General features: G+C 30.4%; 20 protein-coding genes and 1 riboswitch. Of the genes, 9 read left to right on the forward strand and 11 right to left on the reverse strand.

From position 1 onward, the window contains the following. Window positions 1–168 carry a DUF3726 domain-containing protein gene (locus tag AC5SLO_RS01615; protein WP_494573466.1) on the forward strand — a complete coding sequence of 56 codons (168 nt, stop codon included), beginning with the start codon at window positions 1–3 and terminating at the stop codon, window positions 166–168. A gap of 8 nt (window positions 169–176) precedes the next feature. Further along, window positions 177–611, forward strand: a complete 435-nt coding sequence (locus tag AC5SLO_RS01620) for a DUF3726 domain-containing protein (protein ID WP_494573467.1) — start codon at window positions 177–179, stop codon at window positions 609–611. Here AC5SLO_RS01620 and AC5SLO_RS01625 read toward each other — a convergent pair whose 3' ends face one another. From AC5SLO_RS01625 to AC5SLO_RS01635, 3 genes are all read right to left on the reverse strand, one after another. Next, window positions 612–1,520 carry a homocysteine S-methyltransferase family protein gene (locus AC5SLO_RS01625; RefSeq protein WP_494573468.1) on the reverse strand — a complete coding sequence of 303 codons (909 nt, stop codon included), beginning with the start codon at window positions 1,518–1,520 and terminating at the stop codon, window positions 612–614. It abuts the gene before it with no gap. 9 nt (window positions 1,521–1,529) lie between these two features. Continuing rightward, window positions 1,530–1,593, reverse strand: a riboswitch (SAM riboswitch). 89 nt (window positions 1,594–1,682) lie between these two features. Further along, a complete protein-coding gene (locus AC5SLO_RS01630) occupies window positions 1,683–2,273 on the reverse strand; it encodes a 2OG-Fe(II) oxygenase family protein (protein ID WP_494573469.1) in 591 nt (196 codons plus the stop codon). Window positions 2,274–2,302: 29 nt separating this feature from the next. Beyond that, the gene (locus AC5SLO_RS01635) at window positions 2,303–3,049 is read right to left on the reverse strand and encodes a sulfite exporter TauE/SafE family protein (RefSeq protein WP_494573470.1); all 747 of its coding nucleotides are present in this window, start codon (window positions 3,047–3,049) and stop codon (window positions 2,303–2,305) included. An 18-nt stretch (window positions 3,050–3,067) separates the two neighbouring features. Here AC5SLO_RS01635 and moaB point away from each other — a divergent pair, with 18 nt between their 5' ends. Together moaB and AC5SLO_RS01645 are read left to right on the forward strand one after the other, a co-directional pair. Beyond that, window positions 3,068–3,568 (forward strand): molybdenum cofactor biosynthesis protein B, encoded by a 501-nt coding sequence (gene moaB, locus AC5SLO_RS01640; RefSeq protein ID WP_494573471.1) that lies wholly within the window; start codon window positions 3,068–3,070, stop codon window positions 3,566–3,568. A gap of 16 nt (window positions 3,569–3,584) precedes the next feature. Then, window positions 3,585–4,301 carry a class I SAM-dependent methyltransferase gene (locus AC5SLO_RS01645; RefSeq protein WP_494573472.1) on the forward strand — a complete coding sequence of 239 codons (717 nt, stop codon included), beginning with the start codon at window positions 3,585–3,587 and terminating at the stop codon, window positions 4,299–4,301. 12 nt (window positions 4,302–4,313) lie between these two features. Here the strand turns inward: AC5SLO_RS01645 and AC5SLO_RS01650 are convergent, their stop codons facing one another. Beyond that, window positions 4,314–4,559, reverse strand: coding sequence for a DUF1244 domain-containing protein (locus tag AC5SLO_RS01650; RefSeq protein ID WP_494573473.1), 246 nt, complete (start codon window positions 4,557–4,559; stop codon window positions 4,314–4,316). Between the two features lie 315 nt (window positions 4,560–4,874). Here AC5SLO_RS01650 and AC5SLO_RS01655 point away from each other — a divergent pair, with 315 nt between their 5' ends. Beyond that, complete coding sequence (locus tag AC5SLO_RS01655; RefSeq protein ID WP_494573773.1) at window positions 4,875–6,425, forward strand: aldehyde dehydrogenase family protein; 1,551 nt, start codon at window positions 4,875–4,877, stop codon at window positions 6,423–6,425. A 45-nt stretch (window positions 6,426–6,470) separates the two neighbouring features. Beyond that, the gene (locus AC5SLO_RS01660) at window positions 6,471–6,818 is read left to right on the forward strand and encodes a DUF779 domain-containing protein (RefSeq protein WP_494573474.1); all 348 of its coding nucleotides are present in this window, start codon (window positions 6,471–6,473) and stop codon (window positions 6,816–6,818) included. Here AC5SLO_RS01660 and msrQ read toward each other — a convergent pair. Genes msrQ through moaA form a run of 7 tightly spaced genes read right to left on the reverse strand, consistent with a single transcriptional unit; the run spans window position 6,805 to window position 11,008 of the window. After that, window positions 6,805–7,383, reverse strand: coding sequence for a protein-methionine-sulfoxide reductase heme-binding subunit MsrQ (msrQ, locus tag AC5SLO_RS01665; protein WP_494573475.1), 579 nt, complete (start codon window positions 7,381–7,383; stop codon window positions 6,805–6,807). The genes AC5SLO_RS01660 and msrQ overlap by 14 nt on opposite strands. A 5-nt stretch (window positions 7,384–7,388) precedes the next feature. Then, the gene (gene msrP, locus AC5SLO_RS01670) at window positions 7,389–8,288 is read right to left on the reverse strand and encodes a protein-methionine-sulfoxide reductase catalytic subunit MsrP (RefSeq protein WP_494573476.1); all 900 of its coding nucleotides are present in this window, start codon (window positions 8,286–8,288) and stop codon (window positions 7,389–7,391) included. Continuing rightward, window positions 8,275–8,727, reverse strand: coding sequence for a molybdopterin synthase catalytic subunit (locus AC5SLO_RS01675; protein WP_494573477.1), 453 nt, complete (start codon window positions 8,725–8,727; stop codon window positions 8,275–8,277). The genes msrP and AC5SLO_RS01675 overlap by 14 nt, the downstream gene beginning before the upstream one ends. Then, complete coding sequence (locus AC5SLO_RS01680) at window positions 8,727–8,996, reverse strand: MoaD/ThiS family protein (RefSeq protein WP_494573478.1); 270 nt, start codon at window positions 8,994–8,996, stop codon at window positions 8,727–8,729. Before AC5SLO_RS01680 ends, AC5SLO_RS01675 begins: the two co-directional genes overlap by 1 nt. Further along, window positions 8,993–9,463, reverse strand: a complete 471-nt coding sequence (locus tag AC5SLO_RS01685) for a thioesterase family protein (RefSeq protein WP_494573479.1) — start codon at window positions 9,461–9,463, stop codon at window positions 8,993–8,995. Before AC5SLO_RS01685 ends, AC5SLO_RS01680 begins: the two co-directional genes overlap by 4 nt. A 6-nt stretch (window positions 9,464–9,469) precedes the next feature. Further along, window positions 9,470–10,015 carry a cyclic pyranopterin monophosphate synthase MoaC gene (moaC, locus tag AC5SLO_RS01690; protein ID WP_494573480.1) on the reverse strand — a complete coding sequence of 182 codons (546 nt, stop codon included), beginning with the start codon at window positions 10,013–10,015 and terminating at the stop codon, window positions 9,470–9,472. Continuing rightward, window positions 10,016–11,008: a GTP 3',8-cyclase MoaA gene (gene moaA / locus AC5SLO_RS01695; protein WP_494573481.1), complete on the reverse strand. Its 993-nt coding sequence runs from the start codon at window positions 11,006–11,008 to the stop codon at window positions 10,016–10,018. A 96-nt stretch (window positions 11,009–11,104) separates the two neighbouring features. On the opposite strand from moaA, the gene AC5SLO_RS01700 reads away from it, so the two are divergent. The 3 genes from AC5SLO_RS01700 (at window position 11,105) to AC5SLO_RS01710 (ending at window position 14,905) form a co-directional block, all read left to right on the forward strand. Then, window positions 11,105–12,547 carry an NAD-dependent succinate-semialdehyde dehydrogenase gene (locus AC5SLO_RS01700; RefSeq protein WP_494573482.1) on the forward strand — a complete coding sequence of 481 codons (1,443 nt, stop codon included), beginning with the start codon at window positions 11,105–11,107 and terminating at the stop codon, window positions 12,545–12,547. 5 nt (window positions 12,548–12,552) lie between these two features. Further along, on the forward strand, window positions 12,553–13,455 hold the full coding sequence (locus tag AC5SLO_RS01705) for an ROK family protein (RefSeq protein ID WP_494573483.1): 903 nt from the start codon (window positions 12,553–12,555) through the stop codon (window positions 13,453–13,455). Window positions 13,456–13,645: 190 nt separating this feature from the next. Next, window positions 13,646–14,905: an ABC transporter substrate-binding protein gene (locus AC5SLO_RS01710; RefSeq protein ID WP_494573484.1), complete on the forward strand. Its 1,260-nt coding sequence runs from the start codon at window positions 13,646–13,648 to the stop codon at window positions 14,903–14,905. Window positions 14,906–14,939: the final 34 nt, after the last annotated feature.

Here is a 14,939-nt window from a genome sequence, read left to right on the forward strand (position 1 = left end):
ATGAAGTCTTTAAGTGAAATTGAAACTGTTTCAAAAAGAGCAAGTAGAGCTGCCGGTTATTCCTGGGGCATTGCAGAAGAAGTTGCAAAGAATATAAGATTGCTCGAGATTTTCAATCTGCCTGGAATTAAAAATCTTAATAGTTTTTTTAAGAAAAAAAAAAATTAAGTCTTGATATGATTAGTATGATTAATCAAGACAACATAGCAAATAGAGACGGATATTGTCCAATAATTTCTGGAGTAAATGTTTTAGATCAAATCAAAACTTTAGAAAAATTAAACCAGATAAACTTTAAAAAGGTACTCTATCCTTTACTTTTTCTACCATTTATAAGTCGAGCTACAGCAGTAATTGGAAAAAGAATTTTCTTAAAGATTGATGATAAAGAGTTTCTATTAAATTTTAATAATAATATTTATTCAAATTATGCAAAAAATGAAATTATTGAGATTGCTGACAATATTTATTTTAAAGTTATCGAAAATAGAGATTCCTTTAATATTGAAGAATGGAATGAACTTTATAAACTTTCAGAGGAAACATTTGTTGAAGAAAATGAATCATTAAAACAAAGTGGAGCTGGTGCTGGATTAACAGATAACGATTAGCTATCTAATTTCACTCATTGCTTTAATATGAGATGGCCTTGTTTCACAACATCCACCTAAAATAGTAGCACCATCATCTTTAAATTTTTTAACAAATTTAGCCATAAATTGAGGTGTTAAATCTTTTCTTTGACCTAAAAACTCATTTGGATTTCCTGTTTTACTTTTATTATAATGATTAGTATATCCATTTTTGGGCTTGGTTGTTTCAAATGCATTAAACTTAAATCCAAAAGGAATACCCAAATTTCTAACCTCTTCCAAATTTTTAGAAAAATTTTCAGGTGAAATACAAGACAAGATTACCCCAAGTAAATTTTTGTGGTCAATATTATTTATAATATCAGATATTTTTTCACCACTTGGAAGATTAACACCCTCAGATATGTGTGCGCCCATCAGATAAGGTTTTTTGAAATCCTGGATTGCTTCAATTGCTAGTCTGAATTCTTTAACACTTGATAAAACATCTAAATAAAAAAAGTCAACATATGGATCAAGTAATTTTGCTTGATCATAAAAATTTTGTTTAATTTCTTCATTTGCTCTCGTATCTTCTTCGTAAGTTAAATATTGAGGTGGAAGACCCCCGGCTATAAAAATATGTGGAAATTGTTTTTTAGCTTTTTGAGCTATCTCCCCAGCTTTTTTATTTAGGTATTCAAATTTATCCTCAACTTTATTATCACGTAACCTAACTCTTCTAGTTGTAAAAGTTGTGGTAACAATAACTTCAGCTCCAGCTTTAATAAAATCTAAATGAGTATCTAATAATAGCTGATGATATTCTTCTTTAAGCAATGCATTAGCACTCCACAATGTTCCATTAGGTTTCATACCACGAGCTAATAATTCTTGCCCCATACCACCATCTAGAATTCGTGTTGTTTTAAAAAAATTAATATCCATTTTTACTCCTTACTTTTTTAGTGCTTTAGCTTTATGCCAGGTGCACAATATAGTCCAACTACCTTTACCAATTATCTAATGATTTCCTTTTTAGCAGTTAGTACCTGCAATATGGATCAAATCGGTTAATGTATTTATATATCTAATAGACTAATTAGTAAATCACTTCTTAAATAATATTTTAGCATTAAATGAGAAGGATCTTCTCTCACCATCAACATTAAATGGGTAAGCTGTGTGCATTAAATAATTAGGAAAAATTAATAAATCCCCTAATTTAGGGTTTAAATTGTAGATGCTTTTACTTAAAAAATTTTTTTGACCATTGATAAAATCAATAGTTCCATTAGTTTTAATCTTTTTATTCTTAAGAAATTTATTTTGATTCATATCTTTTGGGATTTTAAGATAGCCAACCCCTGATAATTGTCCTCCATGATAATGAATGGGGTTATACTCATTTTTTAATTGTCTTACTACCCATAGGTTAATTATCTTAATTTCTTTAATTTTTTTAACTTCTGACTTATCAAGATAAACTTTGATATTTTTTATTATTTCTTTAGACAAATTTTTATTAACTATTGTTTTAGGTATCTTGATTTCACTCTTAATTTGACTTGCTAGTTTAGAACTATAATCATTTTTTATAGATGATTGAGTCTTATCAACGTGATTATTTAATATACTAATAATTTTTTTGGATAACTTTGTTTTTCCTATAGTTGGTCCAAAAGCTCTAAATGTTTTCATATTCTATCTATAATAATTTAATACTTTCGTTATGCAAACAACTTCAATCCTATTCGAATAGCGACAAATATGACAAGTGCTGATGTCACTAGAGCCAACATTCTTGCAGGAAAAATTTTAAGATTTAAATAGTTTCCTAGTTGACCGCCTATTAAAACAAACAAAAATAATGGCCAATAATCATAAAGCCCATTTATTATTGATGACTTTGTAGATTGACCAGCAAGACCTGATAGAGAATTAATCAGTATGAATAATGATGCGGCAGTTGCAATATTTTTTACTTTATCTGCTCTAATCAATAACAATATGGGGCTTAAGAAAATTCCACCACCAATTCCAACTACACCAGACACAAATCCAATAGATGCGCCTATTAATAATGATAACATTTTTGGCATCTCTTTATAAACTTCAATCTTTTGATCAAAAGATTTAAATTTCACAAGAAGTAAAGCTCCTGCTAGTGTTAAGACTACAAAAAGTAAAATTTCAAAAATTTCTTTATTTATTGATAAAGAGCCACCTATGAATGCAAGTGGGACAGATGATATTAAAAATGGGGCAAGGATCTTAAGATTGATATTTCCAGCTTTAATATAGTTAATACAATTTCCTGACACGACAATGATATTACAAAAAAGAGCAATTACAGGAAAGATTAAGTAAGGAACATCCCAAATCAACAGAAGAGCTAGATAGGTAGAGCCACCACCAAATCCAACACTAGAGTATAAAGTTGCTGTTAGAAGAAATAAAAATGATAATATGATCACAATAATTATTTTAAATTTATGATTGTAAATATAGCACTTTTAACTGTTACGGACACCAGAACTTTTGAGAATGATAAGTCAGGTGCGATCTTAGTAAAAAAAATAGAGGAGGCTAAACATAAATTAGTAGATAGAAAAATTTGTAAAGATAATAAAGAAGACATTATTAAAATCCTTAAAGATTGGATTAATCAATCTGAAATAGACGTTGTAATTACAACAGGTGGCACTGGACTTACGGGTCGAGATATTACACCAGAGGCAATAAACGAAATAGCTGACAAACATATTCCAGGTTTTGGAGAGGTGTTTAGAACGATAAGTTTAAAAACAGTTGGTACATCTGCCATTCAATCTAGAGCTTGTGCTGTACTGGCTAACGGTAAGTATGTGTTTGCTTTACCAGGATCTTCAGGTGGGGTCACGGATGCCTGGGATGGAATTTTAAAACACCAGTTAGATGTAAATCATAAACCTTGTAATTTTGTAGAGCTGTTTCCAAGGCTAAAAGAGAAGTAATATATAAAACAATCTAATGAACATAAAAAATTTTATAAAAAAGAAATATATACGCTTACAAGGAAGTAGAAATATTTTAAAATTAAATTATTTTATTGAAAAGTATTTTAGAGATAAAAAACTAGGCAATATTGGTTTTGATTTTTCAGATAAACCGAACAGGCTAACTGTTGTACAAAAAATAATTGAAACAAAAAAATATAAATCTTATTTAGAAATAGGAACCTTTCATGATGAATTATTTAAAAATATTAAATGTGATAAAAAAGTAGGAGTAGACCCTGTTTCTGGTGGAACAATTAGAAAAACTAGTGATGAGTTTTTTAAAGATAATAAAGAAAAATTTGATTGTATTTTTATAGATGGACTTCATTATTATTCACAGGTTAAAAGAGATATTGAAAACTCACTTAAAGCACTAAACACAAATGGAATAATTTTACTTCATGACTGTTTGCCAAATAATTACTTTGAACAAGCTGTGCCTAGATGTCAAATAACATGGAATGGTGATGTTTGGAAGGCAATAGTAGAATGTCGAATAAAAAAAAATATTGATACTTACACTTGTTACGCTGATTTTGGAATAGGTGTAATTTTTAATAGAAAAAATAAAAACCCTTTAAAAATAGATATTCAAAATTTTTCTAAACTTAATTTTGAAGATTATTTTTATAAGCATAAAGAACTTATGAATATTATTGAATATGAAGATTTAATAAAAATAATTTAAATTAAATAATAGTTATTTTTGATATTTTTCTTTCCACTCAAAATAAGGCATACCATACACATGCTCACGTGCATCTAGGTCTGAAATTTCAACACCTCTTTTCTCAGCTTCTTCTCGATACCATTTTGATAAACAGTTTCTACAAAAACCAGCAAGGTTCATAATATCTATATTTTGAACATCTTTTCTCTCATTTAAATGTTTAAGTAGTCTCTCAAAAGTAGCTGATTGTAATTCTTGTTTTTTATTTTCAGTCATAATTAAAATATTAGACACATTTCAATTAAGCACAAGATGTAGGTTTAATTCAATCATTGGTAGAAATAAAATTTTTATAAAAGTAGATCCTACGCAGTTTCTTTGGTTAAATTAATTATGGCAACTAAAAAGAGAAAAAAAGCCAAAAAGAAAAAAACTAAGGCCAAAAAGAAAAAATCTAAGTTGGTCAATAAATCTAGAAAAATAAAAAAAAATAAAAAAGTTGTGACCAAAAAGTCTGCGACTAAGAAGAGTTCTAAAAAATCTAGAATAAATATTAAGCTAAAAAATAAAAAAACAAGAAAGGTAAAAAAGATGAGTACAGAAACAATCAAAGCTGGGAAGTCTCCTTTACTGGATACATCTCACCTTAAAGTTAAATTTCCTTTTAAAGAGCAATATGGAAATTTTATAGGGGGTAAATTCGTTAAACCAAAATCAGGTAAATATTTTGATAACGTAAGCCCAATTAATAATGAAGTTATTTGCTCTGTTCCAAGATCTGATGCTAAAGATGTTGATGCTGCTTTAGATGCTGCACACGCTGCATTTCCTACATGGGGAGTTACTTCAATAACTGAAAGATCAAACATGCTGCTTAAAATAGCAGATGTAATTGAAAAAAATCTAGAACTATTAGCTACTGCTGAGTGTTTAGATAATGGAAAGCCAATTAGAGAATGTATGGCAGCAGATTTACCATTAGTTGTTGATCACTGGAGATATTTTGCTGGAGTAATAAGAGCAGAAGAAGGTTCGGTCGCTGAGATAAGTAATAGTGAATATTCTTATCATATACCTGAACCTCTTGGTGTAGTTGGTCAGATTATACCATGGAACTTTCCATTGTTAATGGCAACATGGAAACTTGCACCAGCACTTGCTGCAGGTAACTGTGTAGTTCTAAAACCAGCTGAACAAACACCAGCGTCTATCTTACTTTTAATGGAACTTATTGGAGACTTATTACCTCCAGGAGTTGTTAACGTTGTAAGTGGCTTTGGTCTTGAGGCCGGTAAACCATTAGCTTCATCTAAAAGAATTAGAAAAATTGCTTTTACTGGTGAGACAACAACTGGACGTTTAATTATGCAATATGCATCACAAAACTTAATTCCAATAACTTTAGAATTAGGTGGAAAATCTCCAAATGTTTTCTTTGAAGATGTCATGGATCATGATGATGATTTCTTTGATAAGTGTATGGAAGGATTTGCAATGTTTACTCTTAACCAAGGTGAGGTTTGTACTTGCCCTAGTAGAGCGCTAGTTCAAGAGTCTATCTATGATAAATTTATGGAAAAAGCTGTAGCTAGAACTAAAGCTGTTAAACAAGGAAATCCTTTGCAGATGGAAACTATGATTGGTGCACAAGCATCGGTAGAACAAATGGAAAAAATAAAATCTTATTTAGATTTAGGTAAGAAAGAAGGTGCCAAAGTTCTATGTGGTGGAAATGTTGCGAAAGTAAATAGTGGTCTTGAAAAAGGTAACTACATTGAACCAACTATCTTTGAAGGAAAAAACTCTATGAGAGTTTTTCAAGAAGAAATTTTTGGACCAGTAGTTTCAGTTACTAAATTTAAAGATGAAGCGGAAGCATTAGAAATTGCTAACGATACTCTTTATGGGTTAGGTGCTGGTGTATGGACTAGAAATGGTAACATAGCCTATAGAATGGGAAGAGGAATCCAGGCAGGAAGAGTTTGGACTAATTGTTACCATGCTTATCCGGCTCATGCTGCTTTTGGTGGTTACAAACAATCTGGTATTGGTAGAGAAACCCACAAAATGATGCTTAATCACTACAGACAGGTGAAAAATTTACACGTGTCTTACAGTGAGAAAAAATTAGGCTTCTTTTAACAGATATATTATAATGGCCCGTATTAAATTACGGGCCATATAAATATGAAAGTTACAGCGACACCTTCTGCTTTAAAGCTTATTGAAGATTTAAAAAAAAATCACGGTAAAGAATTGCTATTCCATCAATCAGGCGGATGTTGTGATGGTAGTGCTCCAATGTGTTATCCATCTAAAGAATATCAAGTAGGACAAGATGATTTAATGATAGGTAAAATAGGCGGCATTCCTTTTTATATTAGTGAAACTCAACATGAAGCTTGGAAAAATACAGATTTGATAATTGATTGTGTCAAAGGTATGGGTGGAATGTTTTCTCTAGATAATGGCACTGGTAGAAGATTTTTAACTAGATCTGAGATCTGTATTCCCGAAGATACTACGATAAATTAAATTTCTTTAAATTTATTCTGAATAAAAGGAGAATAATTAAGATAATTAAAAATATTAAAGGTTTAAAAAATATTGTTTTTGATAACCAAATAAAGTGCAAAACTCCAAAAATTGAAATTACATAAACTAATCTATGTAGTTTTTTCCAATTTTTTTTTAAAATTCTAACCATTTTATCTGATGAAGTTATCGCTAAAGGAATTAGTAATAACCAAGCAGAAAATCCTATAAAAATAAATTTTTTTTTCAAAACATCATCAATTAATGGTTCAAAATCAAACCTATAATCTAGACCAACATAACTAAGCATATGAACCGAAGCATAAAAAAATGCAAACAAACCCAGCATCCTTCTAAATTTTATCCACTCTAAGGAATTTGTGATTTTCTTAAGAGGTGTCATTGAAAGAGTTAAAAGTACAAAGATTAAAGTCCATTCTCCAAAATGATTTACAATCCTATCAACAGGCTCAGGACCTAATTTATTATATATTAATTGATAGGTGATTATATAAATTGGCCAAAGTGATAGTAAGAAAACAGCGGGCTTGAAATAATTTTTCAATTTATCTAATAATTTTTTTTAAGGTCCATACCACTATAAAGATGAGCAACCTCATCTCCATAACCATTGAACATTAAAGTTTTTATTCTTGGAGCTAATATGCTTTCCCCAATTACTCTTTCAGTTGCTTGAGACCATCGTGGATGACCAACTTCTGGATTTACATTTGAGTAAAAACCATATTCTCTTGGTGAAGCATTTTTCCAAGCAGTATTAGGCATATTTTTCGTTAACCTGATTTTAACAATGGATTTAGCACTCTTAAAACCATACTTCCACGGAATAAATATTCTTAAAGGTGCACCATTTTGATTTGGTAGTGACTTGCCGTACAAACCAGTTACAACAGTTGTTAGAGGATGCATTGCTTCATCTAATCTCAAACCTTCAATGTAAGGCCAGTTTAAAACAGGATATCTCTGTCCAACCATCTCTTCTGGATTATAAACTGTTTCAAATTCTACAAACTTTGCAGTTGATTTAATCTGAACTTTGTTAAGTAGCTCACTTAATGAAAAGCCCAACCAAGGAATTACCATAGACCAACCTTCAACACATCGAAGTTTTAGGATTCTCTCTTCAGATTTGATATCTAGAATTTCCTCAATTGGAAGTTCAATTGACTTTTCAACTTCACCTTCAATTTTAACAGTCCAGGGTCTTGTAGTAAAATTTTTTGCTCGTCTATGGGGATCACCTTTGCCAGTACCAAATTCATAGAAATTGTTATATGTAATTATATCTTTATAACTAGTTGGCTCATTTAAATTATTTGCTTTAGCATTAATTAGTGGAACTGAACTAAAGGTAAGTGCACTCAAACCATAGCCCATAGACTTTATAAAAGATCTTCTTTTGTTATAAATTTTTTCTGGAGTTATCTCTGAATATCTAAACTTTTTCATTAGCAATAGGATTTCCTTTTAACCATTCACTTTCTTTATTTTCATAATGTTCTTTTTTCCAAATTGGAGATCTTTTTTTAATTTCTTCAATTATATATCTTGAGAGTACATAAGCTTGATCACGATGTTTGCAAGCAACTGCGATAATAATACTTATTTCACCTAATTTTAGATGACCTTTTGCATGTTCAATAAACACAGCCTTATCCTTAATATCTAATTTTTGATCTGCTTCATTATAAATTTCTTCAAAGCTTTTGATCACCATTTCATCATGACTGTCGTAAGTAATTCCAGTGACTGTTTTATTGTCATTGATATTTCTCACAGTACCTAAAAAATAAATTGAAGCTCCAAATTTAGAATCTTTAATAAATTTTTCAGCGTTTGAAGTTAGTATTTTATCTTTTTTATAATCTACTATTTTTGTATGAAGCATTAGCCTCCTCCGATAGGTGGTATAATACCAATCTTTTGATTTTTTGTGATTTTATAATTGTCGCTAATTATTTCATTATTTTCAGAACAAAAAGCAGAAGATTTTACAACTTTAATGAAGTCTTCGTTACCTTGAAAATTTTTGTCTATATATTTGATAATTTCATTCCTTAAATCATCTATTGAAGCTTTATCTTTAATATCTAATTCTAAGTGATCTTTATCACTAAAATCTCTACTAGCTCCAAATAATTCTAATTTGATTTTCATTTTTTTAATTTAGATGAAAATTTTAAGTCTTTATCTTTAAATTCAGATTTATTTTTACTAATAAAGTCATTCATAATCTTTACTTTTTCTTCCTCAAATTCAGCAACTTTTCTTTCATTAAGATCTACATATAAAGCTAGAATTTCAATTGTTGAGGCTAGGAATTTTTTTTCTTTATGTATCATTTCCATTTTATATTGAAGTCTTTTTTTATCATGATCAAAAAAAACACAATTAATATCAACCTCATCATTTAGTTGGAGTTCTTGATTGTAAGTTATATGAGACTCTACAATCATTGTACTTTTCTTAGTTGTCTTTGCAGAGTATTCACCCATTTTAAAAATATTATTTAGAGTATCAGCACCATATTTATCAAACATTAAAAGATAATATGAAACATTCATATGATCGTTATAATCAATCCAATCCTTGATAACTTTTTGAGAACTTAAATAAACAGACATTAAATATTAAAAAATATTTTTAAGAAATTCAGGTAATCCATCTGGATTAGTCCACAATCCACTTTTTCCACCTTCTTTAATTAATAACTTAACATTATCAATTTTAAGATGAGGATTTACTATTTTACTTAAATCATAAATGGTTATTAATGCAGCATTAACTCCCATGATTGCTTCCATCTCAACACCTGTTTTAGCTAACGCTGACACAACACAAAAAACTTCCAATGAGTTATCATCTTCATTCATAATAATTTTTGTTGCAGTGTGATCAATTGCTAGTGGGTGACACAAAGGAATTAATTCACTAGTTTTTTTAACACCTAGTACAGCTGATACTTCTGCTAATGCAATGGGATCACCCTTAGGCATTTTTTTACTTTTGATTAAATTAAAAACTTCTATTCCAACATAAATTTTTCCAGAAGCCAAAGCTCTACGGAATGTTTCTTTTTTAGATGAAACATCGACCATATTAAAAGAGTTTTTTTGAAAAATTTCTTTTGCCCAATCTTTTAATTTTTCTTCATTTATAATTTTTAAGTTTTTCATTTATCCCCCGGTACTTGATAAATTAGGAGTAATTCCAGTATCACCTAATTCTAAATAATGTGACTCTTTTTTAAGATGCAATTGTTTTATAATAAGATTTACAAGTTCATCTTTTTGAGCATCGTCTTGCAGTAAATGTCTAATACTAATTCCAGTATTACCAAACAAACATAATCTCAAATCACCTCTTGAGGTAATTCGCAATCTGTTACATGTTTGACAAAAATCTTTAGTGTAAGGAGCAATTAATCCAAATTTACCTTTAAATTCTGGATGTATAAAGTTTAATGAAGGGCCTGCGTCTTTCCCATAAGTTTGAGGGATCCAATTATTTTTCTCTAAATAATCTTTGAATAAATTAGAAGAAACATGATTTTTCTTAAAATATTCAAAATTATCACCAGTTTGCATCAATTCTATAAATCTAAAGTCAATTTTGTTATTTTTTATAAAATTTCCAAATTTATTAAACTCATCAGGGTTATCATTAACACCCTTAAGTAAAACAGCATTAATTTTGATATTTTTAAAATTTAATTTTTGTAAAGTCTTTATGCCTTCTAAAATTTCTTCAAGCCTATCATGTCCTGTCAGTTTTTTAAAAGTTTTTCTATTTAAACTGTCTATACTAATATTTATTCCATCTAAGCCAGCTTCAGATAATTGTTCTGCAATTTTGTCCAAACGATAACCATTAGTCGTCATTGTTACTTTGGGAATATTTGAATTTTGTTTCATATCTTTAAGGATATCAAAAAAATCTTTTCTAACCGTTGGCTCTCCACCAGTTAATCTAATTTTACAAACACCTAATTCAGATAATGCTTTTGTTAATCTGGATATTTCTTCGGCAGACATAAAGCTTCTCGTGTCTCCAGGTGTTTTTTTATAACCTTGAGGCAAGCAATAAGAGCATTTATAATTACATACATCAGTAATAGACAACCTTATGTAGGGAAATTTTCTTCCAAAAGTATCAGTAAGTGCTTTCATCTAATTTTAATTACATTATTAAATTGAAACATTAAAACATATTTGTTAGATAATTGAGACAAAATTTTATAAAATCAATTCTATATTTAGCAAATAATGTACGAAAAATTTGGACAATTCATCGATGGTAACTGGTCTCCTTCAACAGACAAGGGAACTTATGAGGTTATCAATCCAGCAACAGAAGAAGTTTTAGGTCATGCTTCTAAAGCAACATCTGCTGATGTTGATAAAGCATTAAAGTCAGCTGAAAAAGGATTACAAGTTTGGAAAAAAACAACACCTTGGAACAGATCTTATATTCTTAGACGTATAGCAGATAAACTTCGAGAGAAAAAAGATGTATTAGCCAAATGGATGACTTTAGAAAATGGAAAACCTTTAGCAGAAGGTGTTGGTGAAACAAATGGAGCAGCAGACATTTTTGAATGGAATGCTGAAGAAACAAAAAGAATTTTTGGACAAACTATTGAAAGTAGATTTGAAGACACAAGAGTTCATGTTTATTACCAGCCAGTTGGAGTTGTAGCAGCATTATCGCCTTGGAATTTTCCACTTATTTTAGCAGCTAGAAAAATATCTACTGCACTTGCTGCAGGTTGTTCGGTAATTATTAAACCTGATACAATCACCCCTGGCGTTGTAATGGAGTTAGTTGATATTTGTAGAGAATGTGGTGTTCCTCCTGGAGCAGTTAATCTTTTATCAGGTGACCCTCCAAGTATTGCATCCCAATTAATTCAATCAGATATAATTAAAAAAATTTCTATTACTGGCTCTGTAAGAGTAGGAAAATTAATATTAAAACAAGCCGCTGATAAAGTTCAAAGAGTAACAATGGAATTAAGTGGTCATTCACCATTTATAGTCTTTGATGATGCTGATATCAAAAAGGCAGCAGATATGGCTATAGCTGCAAAATTTAGAAACAATGGCCAAGTATGTATTTCTCCTAATAGATTTTACATTCATGAAAAAAAGAAAGATGAATTTATAAATCTATTTATAGAAAAAACTAAAAAATTAAAAATTGGTAATGGTATGGATCCTGATACTCAACTAGGTCCTTTAACAACCCAAAAAAGATTGAATGAAATTGAAACACTAGTTGAAAAAACAAAGCAAGAAGGAGCTAAAATTTTATTAGGTGGAAAAAGACCCGCAGGATTCAATAAAGGGTTTTTTTATGAACCAACAATATTTGATGATGTAAAAGATGATTTTACCATTATGAAAGAAGAACCTTTTGGACCATTGGTTCCAATGTTATCATTTAAATCATTTGATGAAGTAATCGAAAGAGCAAATAATCATGAGCTTGGACTTTGTAGTTATGTTTGCACCAACTCAATGGAGACTGCTCATTTAGCATCTGAACAATTGGAAACAGGATCTGTTGCTGTTAACACAGGATTTGTTGCGATTGCGGAAGCACCGTTTGGAGGTATTAAACAAAGCGGCTATGGTAGAGAAGGTGGATCAATGGCCATCAAAGACTATCTTAATGTTAAATATACTCATATGGGAATTAAAGGCTAAGTTAAATGCAGATAGGGTTTGATGTTGGGGCAACAAAGATTGAAAGTGTAGTTTTAGATAAAGAAGGAACTGAACATTTTAGAGAAAGAAGAGACTGCCCAAAAAATTATAACGAAATTATTAAATTAATAAAAAACACCTCTTTAGAATTAGAGAAAAAAACAACACAAACTCTTCAAGTGGGAGTTTGTCATCCAGGCGTTCATTCACCACAAAGTGGTCTTGTTAAAAATGCACCCAATTGTGTATGGATTGAAAAAAAACCATTTCAAAAAGATTTACATGAAGCATTAGGAAGAGAGGTTTTTTGTGAAAATGATGGTAATTGTTTTGCATTATCAGAAGCAATTGATGGTTCGGGAAAAAATTATAAAATTGTTTATGGTATTATTCTAGGTTCAGGAGCTGGAGGAGGACTTGTTATAGATAAACAAATTGTATCTGGACCAAATGGTATTGCAGGAGAATGGGGTCATAATCAACTACCATATATGGCTGCTAAAAAAGAAAACCTTGAAACATCGAACCTTAGAGAGTCTGAGATAGAAAGTTTTATTTCGGGGATAGGTTTAGCAAAAAAATATAATAAAAAACATAAAACAAATTTAAAAACTAAAGATATTTTTCAACTTTACTCTAGACACGATATAGATGCTGAAAAATTTATTGATCAATTTAAAATTAATTTAGCAATGTCATTAGCAACCATTGTAAATATAATCGATCCTGATGCATTTGTTTTTGGTGGAGGCGTTTCTAACTCAATTGATTTTTTCCCTGAAGTTCAAAATCTGGTAAAAAAATACGTTATTGGAAGAGAATATGAAGGAGTTTTTCTTAAACCTAAATATGGTGATGCTAGCGGTGTTAGAGGAGCTGCTAGATTGGGTAGAAAAAGTAACTATTAGTTAATTCTCGTGAAAAGTGATTTTTATTCTTTTTATAAATAGAAATTAATAATTAAATCAATATCAATTAATAAAATCTGTCTAAACAATTGTGAGTTGTGTGTTCAATTAGCACTTACTATTTAAAGATTTTATTTGTACAAATTCTATTCAAACATTTAATTTACTTAAATTAACTAGAAGGAAAAATATGAAAATGAAAAAAATATTAATTGCATTATTTGCAATTTCTTTAGTTCCAAATATTTCATTTGCTGCACCTAAAGCTGAAGTACTTCACTGGTGGACATCTGGTGGAGAAGCAAAAGCTTTGAGTGTTTTAAAAGCTGACTTTGCTGCAAAAGGTGGAGTTTGGACTGATATGCCTGTTGCAGGTGGTGGTGGAGATGCTGCTATGCAAACTTTAAAGGCTCGTATTGTAGCTGGTGATTCACCTGCTGCTGCACAAGTTAAAGGACCTGCAATTCAAGAATATGATGATCAAGGTGTTATCAAACCTTACAACATCGACTCTGTTGCAAAAGCTGAGGGTTGGGACAATTTAGTAAGCAAACAAGTTGCACAACATATGAAGTGTAATAATTTTACGCAATATTGTGCTGCTCCAGTTAACATTCACAGAATTGATTGGTTTTGGGCTAACAAAAGTGTTTTAGACTCTAATGGAATTAAAATGCCTACTACTTGGAAGCAATTTAATGCTGCAGCAGATAAACTACAAGCTGCAGGTATAATTCCATTTGCTCATGGTGGTCAGCCTTGGCAAGATGCTACTGTTTTTGAGGCTGTTGCTTTAGGAATAGGTGGAAATGATTTCTATAAAAAAGCTTTTATAGATTTAGATCCAAAAGCCTTGAGCGGTTCAACTATGGTTAAGATATTTGACCAAATGAGAAAACTTAAAGGATACACTGATGCAGGTTCACCAGGAAGAGATTGGAACGTTGCAACTGGTATGGTTATGGATGGCAAAGCTGCTTTTCAAATTATGGGTGACTGGGCAAAAGGAGAATTTTCTGCAAAAGGCTTAACACCTGGAAAAGATTATCTTTGTTCACCAACACCCTCTAATAACGGATACCTTTATAATGTAGATTCTTTTGTATTCTACAATGTTAAAGGAGCTGATAAATTAGAAGGTCAAAAGTTGCTTGCTAGTTTAATCATGGGTAAAAACTTTCAAAAAGTTTTTAACATGTACAAAGGTTCAATACCTGCAAGATTAGATGTTTCAATGGCTGACTTTGATGATTGTGCAAAAAAATCAAATTCAGACTTGAATGCAGCTAGTAAAGCTGGTGGGTTAATGCCAAGTTATGCTCATGGAATGGCTCTTAAAGGAGCTCAATCAGGTGCAATTACTGACGTGGTGACTGAACATTTCAATTCAAATATGTCTTCAAAAGATGCTGCAAAAAAATTAGCAGCAGCTGTTAAAGCATCTTTGTAATTTTTAATTAAAAGCACTAAAATCTGCGCTACTA

The sequence above is a fragment of the Candidatus Pelagibacter sp. PS_44 genome (genome assembly GCF_059417735.1).

Excerpts from the sequence above, each read along its gene's own strand:
- AC5SLO_RS01630 (WP_494573469.1), bottom strand. The coding sequence starts at position 2,273 with ATGAAAACATTTAGAGCTTTTGGACCAACTATAGGAAAAACAAAGTTA.
- AC5SLO_RS01615 (WP_494573466.1), top strand. The coding sequence starts at position 1 with ATGAAGTCTTTAAGTGAAATTGAAACTGTTTCAAAAAGAGCAAGTAGA.
- AC5SLO_RS01710 (WP_494573484.1), top strand. The coding sequence starts at position 13,646 with ATGAAAATGAAAAAAATATTAATTGCATTATTTGCAATTTCTTTAGTT.
- AC5SLO_RS01645 (WP_494573472.1), top strand. The coding sequence starts at position 3,585 with ATGAACATAAAAAATTTTATAAAAAAGAAATATATACGCTTACAAGGA.
- moaA (WP_494573481.1), bottom strand. The coding sequence starts at position 11,008 with ATGAAAGCACTTACTGATACTTTTGGAAGAAAATTTCCCTACATAAGG.
- msrP (WP_494573476.1), bottom strand. The coding sequence starts at position 8,288 with ATGAAAAAGTTTAGATATTCAGAGATAACTCCAGAAAAAATTTATAAC.
- moaC (WP_494573480.1), bottom strand. The coding sequence starts at position 10,015 with ATGAAAAACTTAAAAATTATAAATGAAGAAAAATTAAAAGATTGGGCA.
- AC5SLO_RS01680 (WP_494573478.1), bottom strand. The coding sequence starts at position 8,996 with ATGAAAATCAAATTAGAATTATTTGGAGCTAGTAGAGATTTTAGTGAT.
- AC5SLO_RS01705 (WP_494573483.1), top strand. The coding sequence starts at position 12,553 with ATGCAGATAGGGTTTGATGTTGGGGCAACAAAGATTGAAAGTGTAGTT.
- AC5SLO_RS01625 (WP_494573468.1), bottom strand. The coding sequence starts at position 1,520 with ATGGATATTAATTTTTTTAAAACAACACGAATTCTAGATGGTGGTATG.
- AC5SLO_RS01685 (WP_494573479.1), bottom strand. The coding sequence starts at position 9,463 with ATGTCTGTTTATTTAAGTTCTCAAAAAGTTATCAAGGATTGGATTGAT.
- AC5SLO_RS01660 (WP_494573474.1), top strand. The coding sequence starts at position 6,471 with ATGAAAGTTACAGCGACACCTTCTGCTTTAAAGCTTATTGAAGATTTA.
- AC5SLO_RS01620 (WP_494573467.1), top strand. The coding sequence starts at position 177 with ATGATTAGTATGATTAATCAAGACAACATAGCAAATAGAGACGGATAT.
- AC5SLO_RS01655 (WP_494573773.1), top strand. The coding sequence starts at position 4,875 with ATGAGTACAGAAACAATCAAAGCTGGGAAGTCTCCTTTACTGGATACA.
- AC5SLO_RS01675 (WP_494573477.1), bottom strand. The coding sequence starts at position 8,727 with ATGCTTCATACAAAAATAGTAGATTATAAAAAAGATAAAATACTAACT.
- moaB (WP_494573471.1), top strand. The coding sequence starts at position 3,068 with ATGATTGTAAATATAGCACTTTTAACTGTTACGGACACCAGAACTTTT.
- AC5SLO_RS01700 (WP_494573482.1), top strand. The coding sequence starts at position 11,105 with ATGTACGAAAAATTTGGACAATTCATCGATGGTAACTGGTCTCCTTCA.
- AC5SLO_RS01650 (WP_494573473.1), bottom strand. The coding sequence starts at position 4,559 with ATGACTGAAAATAAAAAACAAGAATTACAATCAGCTACTTTTGAGAGA.